Raw genomic sequence first — 12419 nt, 5'->3', positions numbered from 1 at the left:
GTGTCCACCACCCACACCCTGCGGGCGAAGCACCGGCGATCGACGCTGCGCACCCTCGCTTTCCTCTCGCCCTGGCTGATCGGCTTCGCGGTCTTCTTCGCGTACCCGATGATCTCGACGCTCTACTTCTCGTTCATGCACTACGACGGCTTCAAGCCGCCGACCTGGAGCGGAACGAAGAACTGGACGTACGTCTTCGAGTCCTACCCGTTCTTCTGGCCGGCCCTGCGCAACACCCTCTGGCTGGTCGTGATCATGGTGAGCCTGCGGGTCCTCTTCGGACTCGGCGTCGGCCTCCTCATCACGAAGATCAAGACGGGTACGGGCGTCTTCCGCACCCTCTTCTACCTGCCCTACCTGGCCCCTCCGGTGGCGGCCACCATGGCCTTCGCCTTCCTCCTCAACCCCGGTACGGGCCCGGTCAACTCCATCCTGGAGAAGATCGGCGTCCCGGCCCCGGCCTGGTTCAACGACCCCACCTGGTCCAAGCCGGCCCTCACCCTGCTGGCCCTGTGGGGCGTGGGCGACCTGATGGTCATCTTCATGGCCGCGCTGCTCGACGTGCCCAAGGAGCAGTACGAGGCCGCGGAGCTGGACGGGGCCACGCCCTGGCAGCGGTTCCGGTTCGTCACGCTCCCGAACATCTCGCCGATCATCATGTTCGCCGTCGTCACCGGCGTCATCCAGGCGATGCAGTACTACACCCAGCCACTCATCGCCGGAAAGGTCGCCTCGGGCGTGATCCAGGGCGCGGGCACCATGTTCGAGCCCGGCTACCCGGAGCACTCCACGCTCACCCTCCCCCAGCTCGTCTACAACCTCGGCTTCCAGCGCTTCGACTACGGCTCGGCCTGTGTCGTGGCCCTGGTCCTGTTCGCCCTGTCGATGGCGTTCACCGCGCTCCTCATGCGGCGCCGGGGCGGCCTCATCCAGGCAGGTGACTGACCACATGACCCAAGTACTGGACCGCCCGGCGGAGTTGCGGACCCCGTCCGCCTCGCCCGCCGAGCGCACCGCCCGCCGCAAGGCGCTGCTGGAATGGATCGCGATCCACTCCATCGGCGTCGCGACCGCCCTCTTCTTCACGCTCCCCTTCGTGTTCGTGTTCCTGACGTCCCTGATGAGCGACTCGCAGGCACTCAGCCGGGATCTCATCCCGCACACCTGGGAGTGGGCCAACTACAAGAAGGTCTTCGACACCCCGGGCTTCCTCACCTGGTGGAAGAACACGCTCATCTACGCCGGCCTCGGCACCGTGCTGTCCGTCGTCTCGTCGATCCCGGTGGCGTACGCGCTGGCCAAGTTCCGCTTCCGGGGCCGGAACCTGACGCTCATGCTGGTGATCTCGATGATGATGCTGCCCCCGCAGGTCGTCGTCATCCCGATGTACCTGTTCTGGGCCAAGCAGCTGGACCTGTCGGGCACGATGTGGCCGCTGATCATCCCGATGGCGTTCGGCGACGCGTTCTCCATCTTCCTGCTGCGCCAGTTCCTGACGACCATCCCGAACGAGTACGTCGACGCGGCCAAGGTGGACGGCTGCGGCGACCTGCGCACCCTGCTCAAGATCATCATCCCGATGGCCAAGCCCGGCATCGCGGCCGTGGCCCTCTTCCAGTTCTTCTACGCCTGGAACGACTACTTCGGCCCGCAGATCTACACCTCGGAGAACCCGGCCGCCTGGACGCTGTCCTACGGCCTGGAGTCCTTCAAGGGCGCGCACCACACCGACTGGAACCTCACCATGGCGGCCACCGTTCTCGTCATGGCCCCGGTGATCCTCGTGTTCTTCTTCGCGCAGAAGGCGTTCGTCGAGGGCGTCACCCTGACCGGAGTGAAGGGTTGAACCTCGTATGAAACTCACCGTGGTAGGCGGAGGCTCGACCTACACCCCCGAACTCGTCGACGGCTTCGCCCGTCTGAGGGACACCCTCCCCGTGGAGGAGCTGGTCCTCGTCGACCCGGCGGCCGAACGCCTGGAACTGGTCGGCGGCCTGGCCCGTCGCATCTTCGCGCGGCAGGGCCACCCCGGCCGGGTCGTCACCACCTCCGACCTGGACGCGGGGGTGGAGGGCGCCGACGCCGTCCTGCTCCAGCTGCGGGTCGGCGGCCAGGCGGCGCGCGAGCAGGACGAGACCTGGCCGCTGGAGTGCGGCTGCGTCGGACAGGAGACGACCGGCGCGGGCGGCCTGGCGAAGGCGCTGCGCACGGTCCCGCTGGTGCTGGACATCGCCGAACGGGTCCGCCGCACCAACCCGCACGCCTGGATCATCGACTTCACCAACCCGGTCGGCATCGTCACCCGCGCCCTGCTGAAGGAGGGCCACAAGGCGGTCGGCCTGTGCAACGTCGCGATCGGGCTGCAGCGCAAGTTCGCGGCCCTGCTCGACGTCGGCCCGGCCGACCTGCACCTGGACCACGTGGGCCTCAACCACCTCACCTGGGAGACGGGGGTGCGGCTGGGCGGCCCCGAGGGCGACGACGTCCTGCCCCGCCTGCTGACCGACCACGCGGACGCGATCGCCGCCGACCTGCGCCTGCCCCGCCCGCTCCTGGACCGCCTGGGCGTGGTCCCGTCCTACTACCTGCGCTACTACTACGCGCACGACGAGGTCGTACGGGAACTGCGCACCAAGCCGTCCAGGGCGGCGGAAGTGGCGGCGATGGAACGGCAGTTGCTGGAGATGTACGCCGACCCGACGCTCGACGAGAAGCCGGAGCTGCTCGCCAAGCGCGGCGGCGCGTTCTACTCGGAGGCCGCGGTGGACCTGGCCGCGGCGCTGCTGACCGGCACGGGCAACCCGTACCAGGTGGTGAACACCCTCAACAACGGCACCCTCCCCTTCCTCCCGGACGACGCGGTGATCGAGGTCCAGGCGGCGGTGGGCCAGAAGGGCCCGTCCCCGCTGCCCGTACCGTCCCTCGACCCCCTCTACCAGGGCCTGATGGCGAACGTGACGGCCTACGAGGACCTGGCCCTCACGGCAGCCCTGCACGGCGGCCGCGACCGGGTGTTCAAGGCCCTCCTCGCGCACCCCCTGATCGGCCAGTACGAGTACGCCGAGCAGCTGACCGACCGACTGATCGCACACAACCGGGAGCACCTCGCGTGGGCCTGACGGCAAGCGTTCTCGCCATCGACGCGGGCAACAGCAAGACGGACGTCGCCGTCGTGGCGGCCGACGGAGAGATCCTCGGCACCGCCCGCGGCGGCGGCTTCCGCCCGCCCGTGGTGGGCGTGGACGCGGCGATGGACGCGCTGGCGGACACCGTCACGCGCGCGTACCGGGCCGCCGGGGTCACCGCCGCGGCCCATGTCTCGGCCTGCCTGGCCAACGCGGACCTGCCCGTGGAGGAGGAACAACTGGCGGTCGCGCTGCACGCACGCGCGTGGGGCACGACCGTGGACGTCCGCAACGACACCTTCGCGATCCTGCGGGCCGGCGTGGCCGGACCCCGGGGCGTGGCCGTCGTCTGCGGCGCCGGCATCAACTGCGTGGGCATGCGTCCCGACGGCCGCACCGCCCGCTTCCCGGCCCTCGGCCGCCTCTCCGGTGACTGGGGAGGCGGCTGGGGCCTGGCCGAGGAGGCGATCTGGCACGCGGCACGCGCGGAGGACGGCAGGGGCGAGGCGACGACCCTGGCCCACACGCTCCCGGCGCACTTCGGTCTCTCGACCATGTACACCCTCATCGAGTCCCTGCACCTGGAGAACATCGAACCGAACCGCCGCCACGAACTGGCCCCGGTCCTCTTCAGGACGGCAGCCGACGGCGACCGCATCGCGCGCGGGATAGTCGACCGCCTGGCGCAGGAGGTGGTCACGATGGCGGTGGTCGCCCTGACCCGCCTGGAACTCCTGGAGGAGGAGACCCCGGTCCTCCTGGGCGGCGGCGTCCTGGCAGCCGGCCACGACCAACTGGACGACGGCGTACGAGAGCTGCTCGCCGCGCGGGCGCCGAAGGCGGTGCCTCAGGTGGTACGGGCACGCCCCGTGCTGGGAGCGGCGCTGCTGGGTCTGGACAGACTGGGGGCGGAAGCGGGGGTGCACGACCGGGTGCGGGCTCACTTCGAGAAACCCGGCCCGTCCGGCGATTGAGGACGAGGCCCGTCCAGGGCCGAAGCGGGGGTCTGGGGGCGGCGGCCCCCAGGGAACCGAACATCCCCTCACGGCGTATTCATGAACAGGGGTGACTGCGATCTGATCAAGATCCAGTGAAGGCCGGTGCGCAATGTCACTCCCGCCAGCGATACTTGCGGCGAGAGATGACCATGGGGGAGGTCAACAACGTGGCAAACCCGGCAACAACGACACGACCGCCAACGCGCCGCACGGCATTCGCCGAGGGCGTGGACCTGGCGCGCGCCGCGGCGAACACCGAGCCCGGACGGCTCCGGATCATCGGCGCCGTCCTCGCCCTCCTCGTCGTCGCCTTCGGCGCCGTGACGGCCTGGCAGACGGCCGACCGCGCGGCCGCCGCGGACGACGTGCTGCACAAGAGCCAGCCGCTCAGCTCGGCCGCGGCCGACATCTACCGCTCGCTGGCCGACGCCAACACGGCCGCCTCCAGCGGCTTCCTCGCGGGGGGCGAGGAGACTCCGGAGTCCCGAAAGCGGTACGAGGAGGACATCGACACGGCCGCCGCCAAGCTCGTCACCGCGGCCAACAACGCCGAACCCGGCTCGCCCTCCACGGCGTCCATCACCAAGCTGAACAAGCTGCTGCCCGAGTACATGGGCCTGGTGGAGCGCGCGCGGGCGAACAACCGGCAGGGGTACCCGGTCGGCGGCGGCTATCTGCAGTACGCGAACGAGAAGATGCAGGGCGAGATGCTCCCGGCGGCCGAGGAGCTCTACAAGACGGAGAACCGGCGCCTGCAGGCGGACTACGGCGACGCCACGCCCTACCCGTGGGCGGCGATCGCCCTGGGCGTCCTCGCGCTGGCCTCCCTGGCCTGGGCGCAGGCCCGCAACTACCGCCGTACGAACCGCGTGCTGAACCACGGCCTGGTCGCCGCCACGGCCGCCTCCACCGTCGTCCTCCTCTGGCTGGTCGTCGGCCACACCGTGGCCCGCGCGGGTCTCGAGGACTCCTACGAGCACGGCGTGCGCTCGCTGAACGTCCTGCACGACGCCCGGATCGCCTCCCTCAAGGCGCGCGGCAACGAGAACCTCACCCTGGTGGCGCGCGGCGCCGACACGGTGAAGGTGACGACCGACGGCAAAGAGGTCACGCTCGACAAGTACGACCACGAGTTCGCCACCGAGATGACCCTCCTCGGCAAGGGCCTCGCGCAGGCGGCGAAGCTGGCCGACGACCAGTCGGGCGAGAAGCCGGTCGCGTCGGCCGAGAGCAACATGGCGGAGTGGGAGAAGCGCCACACCACCGCCCGCGCGCAGGACGACAACGGCAACTACGAGCAGGCGCTGGCCCTGGTGATCGGCGGCAAGGACGCGACCGGCGCGTGCTTCGACAACGTCGACCAGAACCTGGCGGACGCGCTGGCGCACGAGCAGACCGAGTTCAAGCAGGCGGCCGGGAACGGTCTCGACGCGATGGCCGGCCTGTCGATCGGCGCCGCCGTGCTCGCCGTGCTGGGCGCGGCCGGCGCGGTCCTCGGCATCGGCCGCAGGCTGTCGGAGTACCGGTGAACGGGCGGGCGCCGGGTATCGGACCGGTGGGAGGAGGCGTGACGATGCGTGTGCGACGGGTGCGGGTCGGCCTGAAGGGCTGGGGCGGAGTGGGCGCGATGGCGGCCGTGTGCGTCCTCGCGCTGGCGTTCGTGCTGCTGCTGCCGTGGACGCAGTCCCACGGCGGGGGGAGCACGGGCCAGGGCGGTCCGGGCGCCGCCGCGGGCAGCCCGGCGGCCGACGCCACCTGCACGGCCCCGGAGAAGCAGACGCTTGCGCCGTCGACGGCGGACGGCCCGACGATCGCCGCGATCAAGGCCCGCACGGGCGAGAAGCGCAAGCTGATCGTGGGCGTCGACCAGAACAGCTTCCGCTGGGGCTACCGCGACCCCAACAACACGGGCGCGGAGCTGGAGGGCTTCGACATCGACCTGGTCCACCGGATCGCCCAGGACATCCTCGGCGACCCGGACGCCGTCCAGTTCAAGGCCATCCCGACCAACCAGCGCATCCCGGCCATCCAGGAGGGCCGGGTCGACATGGTCGTGCGCACGATGACGATCTCCTGCACCCGCCTGGCCGACGTCGCGTTCTCCGCGCCGTACTTCACCACGGGCCAGCAGGTCCTCGCCCCCAAGTCCTCGACGATCACGGGCTACAACGACACGCTGGCGAAGAAGAAGGTCTGCACGGCGACCGGTTCGACGGCCAACACCAAGCTGGCCGACGACAAGAAGGCGAACAAGATCGCCTCCACCGTCGACATCTCCACCACCGTCCCCAGCCAGCTCAACTGTCTGGTCCTGTTGCAGCTCGGCGAGGTCGACGCGGTGGTCACCGACGGCGCGCTCGCGGCCAGCCAGGCCGCCCAGGACCCGACGGTCGAACTCAAGGGCGCCCCGTTCACGACCGAGTACTACGGCGTGGCGATGAAGAAGGACGCGAGCGATCTGGTACGCCGGGTCAACCAGATCCTGGTGGGGTACCGCGCGAGCGGCTGGCAGGCGTCGTACGACAAGTGGCTGTCGGCGACACTGGGCACGGACGCGGCGAAGTCGCAGCCGCCCACGCCGCCGCAGTACCTGCGCACGAGCTGACGGACGGACCGCCGGACCACCGGGCAGGCGGAGCAGGGCAGCAGGCGACCGACACAGGACGACAGGGCAGCGAGAGGTGATCGATGGGCGTCACGGGACCTCCCGGGCCGGTGATGGACCGGGACGAGGTCGACCGTGCGCTGGCGCGGCTCGGCGCGGAGCACGAGGCGATCGAGACCTCGCTCCTCGCCCTGCAGGACCACGCGGGCCGCAGGCTTCTCGAAGGCGCCGAACTCACCGGCGTCACCAAGGAGCGCTGGGCGTCCGCGGAGGCGTCGATCACGCTGCTGTGGGCGTACTTCGACGCGTACGCCGACGCGCTGCGCGGCGCCCGTGAGATCCGCTCGCGCCGCCGCTGGTCCAGTCGCGAGGACCTGGTGGAGCTGACGGAACTGCTGCGCGGCGAGTCCGTCACGGTCGCGGGTTCGGTCACGGGATCGATCGCCGGCTCGGCAGCGGCCACCGCGGGCGCGCCGACGCTGCACGGCGCGGGCAAGCTCAGCCACAGCTTCTCCCTGAGCACCCTCGTCGACCGCATGAACGAGCTGTACGCGTCGTCGCTCGACATGGTCGTCGCCTCCGACGCGGTGTGGTCGGCACTGCCCGCGCGGATAGATTTACTGGCCGCGGAGCTCCAGCGCACCCGTCGGCTCGCGCACTCCGTCGGCGTCCGCCCGGGCGAGCACCCGGCGGGCGACGACCTGGAGCGCATCACCCACACGCTGACCGCGCTGCGCGAGCAGGTCGTGTCGGATCCGCTCGCCTACTGGGTGCCCACGCAGGGCAGTTCGGCACCGGGCGGCGGCCGTCCGGACACCACGGTCTACGACCGTGAGGCGCGCGCCCTGGAGGACGTCCGTCGGGAGATCGACGCCGTCCTGACGGTCCGTCAGGACGCCGAGCAGCGACTGGTGAAGCTGCGGGACGTCCTCAGCCGCGCCGACCGCACCCTCGCCGAGGCGCGCACCGCGCGCGGCGAGGTGCTCGCGAAGATCGCCGCGACCGAGGTGCCGGTGGTCAGCGGCCCGCCGACCGTGCTCCAGGAGCAGCTCGCGACGGCCTCCGAGTACCGCAGACACGCCCAGTGGCACCGCCTGTCCCCGCTCCTGGAGTCTCTGGAGGAGAAGGCGGAGGACGAACTGCTGCGCGCCCGGGAGTCGTTGACCGCGGTCACCCAGCCGCTGGCGGTCCGCGCGGAGCTGCGCGGCCGTCTCGACGCGTACAAGGCGAAGATCGCCCGGCACGGGCTCGCCGAGGACCCGTTCCTCATCGAGCGCTACGACGCGGCACGCCGCATGCTGTGGAGCGCGCCGTGCGATCTGCGCGTCGCCGAACAGGCCGTCCTGCGCTACCAGCAGGCGGCCGCCGAACTGCTCACGGCGCCGCGCGTGCCGGACCAGGGCGGACCTCAGGACCGTAGGGGGGAGCAGTAACCATGAGTCAGGCGGGACAGTCGTGTCAGCGGCCGGGCTGCGAGGGTTCGTACGAGGACGTGGGCGGCGGCGAGCTGTACTGCGACACCTGCGGTCTGGCCCCGGTCGTCTCGTCCGCGGGTCCCCCCTCCGGGGGAGGCATGGTCGGCTCCCCGCCGACCGGGGTGACCCGCGGCGGCAAGGGCTCCTCGGGCAGCGCGAGTTCACGCTCCAGCGGGCAGAGCGCCCGCAGCTCCCGGACGTCGTCGCAGTCGTCGAAGTCGCGCCGCTCGGTGTCCGGGCGGCTGTCGCGCTCGCTCTCGGGCACGTCGACGGGCCGCTCGGTGTCGGTGCGCAGCTCGGGCTCGACGGCCGGCTCCTCCGGGCGCGCCCGGCTCGGCGTCGGCCTGGTCTCGGTGCCGCAGGTGCCGCGTCCCGACCCGCGCGCGATGGTGCTGGAGAACCCCGAGGTGCCCGAGCGCAAGCGGTTCTGCTCGCGCTCCGACTGCGGGGCGCCGGTGGGCCGTTCGCGCGGCGAGCGCGAGGGCCGTACGGAGGGCTTCTGCACCAAGTGCGGCAACCCGTACTCCTTCGTCCCGAAGCTGAAGTCCGGCGATGTCGTGCACGGCCAGTACGAGGTCGCGGGCTGTCTGGCGCACGGCGGCCTCGGCTGGGTGTACCTGGCGGTGGACCGCGCGGTCTCCGACCGGTGGGTGGTCCTCAAGGGCCTCCTCGACACCGGTGACCAGGACGCGATGGCCGCCGCGATCTCCGAGCGGCGCTTCCTCGCGGAGATCGAGCACTCCAACATCGTCCGGATCTACAACTTCGTCGAGCACCTCGACCAGCGCACCGGCTCGCTCGACGGCTACATCGTCATGGAGTACGTCGGCGGCAAGTCCCTCAAGGAGATCGCCAACGACCGCCGCACCACGGCGGGCAAGCGGGATCCGCTGCCGGTCGAGCAGGCGTGCGCGTACGGCATCGAGGCGCTGGAGGCGCTCGGCCATCTGCACAGCCGCAACCTGCTGTACTGCGACTTCAAGGTCGACAACGCGATCCAGACCGAGGACCAGCTCAAGCTGATCGACATGGGCGCGGTCCGCAGAATGGACGACGACGAGTCGGCCATCTACGGCACGGTCGGCTACCAGGGCCCTGAGGTCGCCGAGGTCGGCCCCTCGGTCGCCTCGGACCTGTACACGGTGGGCCGTACGCTCGCCGTCCTGACGTTCGACTTCCAGGGCTACACGACCGTCTTCGTCGACTCCCTGCCCGACCCCGACAACATCGAGGTCTTCCGCCAGTACGAGTCGTTCTACCGGCTTCTCGTCCGCGCCACCGACCCCGACCCGGCCCGTAGATTCGCCTCCGCGCAGGAGATGGCGGAGCAGCTGACGGGCGTGCTGCGCGAGGTCGTCTCGTTGCAGAGCGGCCGGGCGCGGCCCGCGCTGTCGACCCTGTTCGGGCCGGAGGTCAAGGTCACCGACAGCGAGCTGTTCCCGAAGCTGGACGGCGAGGTGTCGCGGCTCGGAGCCCGGGTGGCCGAAGTCAGGTCGCGGCGGTTCTTGGGCAGTTCGGGGACGGCGGTCCTCGGCGGCGACGGCGGTACGGGCTCATCGGCCGTGCCGTCCCTCGGACTTGCTCCCGCCCCCGCCCTGGCGCCCGCGTTCGCCGGCGGCACCGCGCTGCCGGGTGCGGGCGCAGGCACCGTCCCGTCACTGCCGAGCGGCAGTGGCGCCCGCGTCGCGTCGGCAGGCGCGTCGGCAGGCTCCTCGCCGACCGTCGTGCCCGGCGCCGTCCCCGGCATCGTCAAGTCCGTGCCCGCGCCCGCCGCGGCCCTCGCGCTGCCGGTGCCGCACGTCGACCCCTCCGACCCCAACGCGGGCTTCCTCGCAGGCCTGTCGACCTCCGGTCCCGGCGAACTGATCACGGCCCTCGCGGCCGCGCCGGCGTCCTCGGTCGAGACCCGGCTGCGGCAGATCCGCGCCTGGCTGGAGAACGGCGACCACCAGGCCGCTCTCACCTCCCTCCAGACCCTGGAGGACGAACGGCCCGACGACTGGCGGGTGGTCTGGTACCGGGGCGTGGCCTCGCTGGTCACCGGCGACCACGAGGGCGCCGCGCTCTCCTTCGACGCGATCTACGACGCCTTCCCGGGCGAGCCCGCGCCCAAGTTGGCGCTCGGCCTGTGCGCGGAGGTGCTGGGGCAGCTCGACAACGCCGCCGAGTACTACCGCCTGGTGTGGTCGACCGACCCGAGCTATGTGAGCTCCGCGTTCGGCCTCGCGCGCGTGCAGCTCGCCGCGGGGGACCGCCGGGGCGCCGTCCGGACGCTGGAGTCGGTGCCGGAGTCGTCCATCCACTACACGGCGGCCCGCGTGGCGGCCGTGCGCGCCCGGCTGCGGCAGCGGACCGCCCTCGCGACCGACGTACCCTTCCTGGAGGACCTCACCGCCGCCGCGGCCCAGGTCGAGGCACTGGACGCCTACGGTCTTGACCCGACGCGGCGCGAGCAACTGTCCGCGGAAGTCCTCGGCAGCGCCCTCGACTGGATACTCTCCGGTGGCCAGGGCGCCGGCCCGGCCGCCCGGGTGCTGCTCGGCAGCGAACTGGACGAGCGGGGGCTGCGCTTCGGCCTGGAGCGCTCGTACCGCACGCTCGCCCGGCTGGCGACCGGCGGCGAGGAGAGGATCGACCTGGTGGAACGTGCCAATCGTTACCGCCCCCGGACGTGGGTGTAGTTGATGTCGCAGATGCCCCGGCAGGCCGCCCTGCCGACGTGTCCGAGCTGCGCGGAGCCGCTCGACGCGGGTGACCGTTTCTGCGGCGCCTGCGGATACGACCTGTCCGCCGTGCCGCCGCGCCCGGACGACCACCCGACCCTCACGATGAACGGCTCGACGCAGCCGGCTCCTCCGGAGGGGCCGGGGATGAGCACGGGCAGGGCCACGGGAGTCGGCGTGGGGCTGACCGGTGCGCCCGTGCCGGGTGCCGCCGGTGCGGCCCAGCCGCCGCCGGACGGCCCCGGTGCGCCGCCCCCGCCGCCTCCGCCCCCGGGGGCCCCGCTGCCGCCCGGCACCTCCCCGGCCGCCCCTGTCTCCCCCGCGTCTCCCCCGTCCCCCGCGTCTCCCGTCTCCGGTGTCCGCTTCGATCGGCCCGCGGAGCCCGACGAGTACGCGTTGCAGGCGCCGGACCCCCGGGTGGCCGCCGAGGCCGCCGCGGTGGCCGAGCCCGCCAAGGTGTGCGTGGCCTGCCGGGCCGGCCGGGTCGACGACGACGGGTACTGCGAGAACTGCGGACACGCCCAGCCGCGCGAACGGGACCACATGGAACTGGAATCGGGCCCGCTGGCCGCCGTCAGCGACCGCGGCCTGCGCCACCACCGCAACGAGGACGCCTTCGGCCTCGGCTGCACCGCCCTGCCCGACGGCTCGCCGGCCCTCGTGGCGATCGTCTGCGACGGCGTGTCCTCCGCGACCCGCCCCGACGACGCCTCCCTCGCCGCGTCGAAGGCGGCGAGCGCGGCACTGCTGGCGGCCCTGCCGCGGGGCACGCATCCGCAGGCGGCCATGCACGAGGCGATCGTCGCCGCGTCGCACGCGGTCAACGCGCTGGCCGCCGAGCCCGCCACGGCCCGTGAGCACGCCCCGCACCAGAACGCCCCCGCCTGCACCCTGGTGGGGTCGGTCGTCACACCGGGGCTGCTGGTCGTCGGCTGGGTGGGCGACAGCCGCGCCTACTGGGTCCCGGCCGACCGCAGCTCACCCCCGGCCCGGCTCACCGAGGACGACTCCTGGGCCGCGCAGATGGTCGCCGCGGGCCTGATGAGCGAGGCGGAGGCCTACGCCGACGAGCGCGCCCACGCGATCACCGGCTGGCTCGGCGCCGACGCCTACGAGCTGGAGCCGCACACCGCGTCCTTCAAACCGGACCGGCCGGGCGTGGTGGTGGTGTGCACGGACGGCCTGTGGAACTACGCGGAGGCCGCCGAGGAGATGGCCGAGGTCGTCCCGCCGGACGCCGGCGTCCGGCCCCTGCACAGCGCCCGTGTCCTGGTCGGTCACGCCCTGGACGGCGGGGGCCACGACAACGTAACAGTGGCCGTCGTGCCGTTCCCCGCCCCCGCACAGGGGGCAGGATCGGCCTGAGGCCGCAGAACGGGGAAACACGGGTGACGCGGGGTGACGCGGAGCAACACGGCGTAACACGCGCAAGCACGGGGAAGCACGCGTACGGACCGGTGGGGACCGGTCCGTATCCAGACATCGCCCTGCGA

The 12419-nt window shown here is 72.0% G+C and carries 9 protein-coding genes; all 9 read left to right on the top strand.

What is annotated here, in order from left to right; translation table 11 throughout:
- Positions 1 to 945, top strand: a complete 945-nt coding sequence (locus AB0J04_RS10140) for a sugar ABC transporter permease (protein ID WP_363167899.1) — start codon at positions 1 to 3, stop codon at positions 943 to 945.
- 4 nt (positions 946 to 949) lie between these two features.
- Positions 950 to 1846 carry a carbohydrate ABC transporter permease gene (locus AB0J04_RS10135; RefSeq protein WP_363167898.1) on the top strand — a complete coding sequence of 299 codons (897 nt, stop codon included), beginning with the start codon at positions 950 to 952 and terminating at the stop codon, positions 1844 to 1846.
- Positions 1847 to 1853: 7 nt separating this feature from the next.
- Positions 1854 to 3119, top strand: coding sequence for a 6-phospho-beta-glucosidase (locus AB0J04_RS10130; RefSeq protein ID WP_363167897.1), 1266 nt, complete (start codon positions 1854 to 1856; stop codon positions 3117 to 3119).
- Positions 3110 to 4099 carry a BadF/BadG/BcrA/BcrD ATPase family protein gene (locus tag AB0J04_RS10125; RefSeq protein WP_363167896.1) on the top strand — a complete coding sequence of 330 codons (990 nt, stop codon included), beginning with the start codon at positions 3110 to 3112 and terminating at the stop codon, positions 4097 to 4099. The genes AB0J04_RS10130 and AB0J04_RS10125 overlap by 10 nt, the downstream gene beginning before the upstream one ends.
- Before the next feature lie 167 nt (positions 4100 to 4266).
- Positions 4267 to 5652: a hypothetical protein gene (locus AB0J04_RS10120; protein ID WP_363167895.1), complete on the top strand. Its 1386-nt coding sequence runs from the start codon at positions 4267 to 4269 to the stop codon at positions 5650 to 5652.
- Between the two features lie 44 nt (positions 5653 to 5696).
- A complete protein-coding gene (locus AB0J04_RS10115) occupies positions 5697 to 6728 on the top strand; it encodes a glutamate ABC transporter substrate-binding protein (RefSeq protein ID WP_363167894.1) in 1032 nt (343 codons plus the stop codon).
- Between the two features lie 83 nt (positions 6729 to 6811).
- Positions 6812 to 8161, top strand: a complete 1350-nt coding sequence (locus AB0J04_RS10110) for a hypothetical protein (RefSeq protein WP_363167893.1) — start codon at positions 6812 to 6814, stop codon at positions 8159 to 8161.
- Between the two features lie 2 nt (positions 8162 to 8163).
- On the top strand, positions 8164 to 10884 hold the full coding sequence (locus tag AB0J04_RS10105; protein ID WP_363167892.1) for a tetratricopeptide repeat protein: 2721 nt from the start codon (positions 8164 to 8166) through the stop codon (positions 10882 to 10884).
- A 3-nt stretch (positions 10885 to 10887) separates the two neighbouring features.
- Positions 10888 to 12291, top strand: coding sequence for a PP2C family serine/threonine-protein phosphatase (locus tag AB0J04_RS10100; protein WP_363167891.1), 1404 nt, complete (start codon positions 10888 to 10890; stop codon positions 12289 to 12291).
- Positions 12292 to 12419 lie beyond the last annotated feature (128 nt).

The organism is Streptomyces sp. NPDC050263, from assembly GCF_040655955.1.
GTDB lineage: Bacteria > Actinomycetota > Actinomycetes > Streptomycetales > Streptomycetaceae > Streptomyces.
Note: the sequence above shows the minus strand (reverse complement) of the source record. Positions and strands in the feature narration are given on the sequence as shown.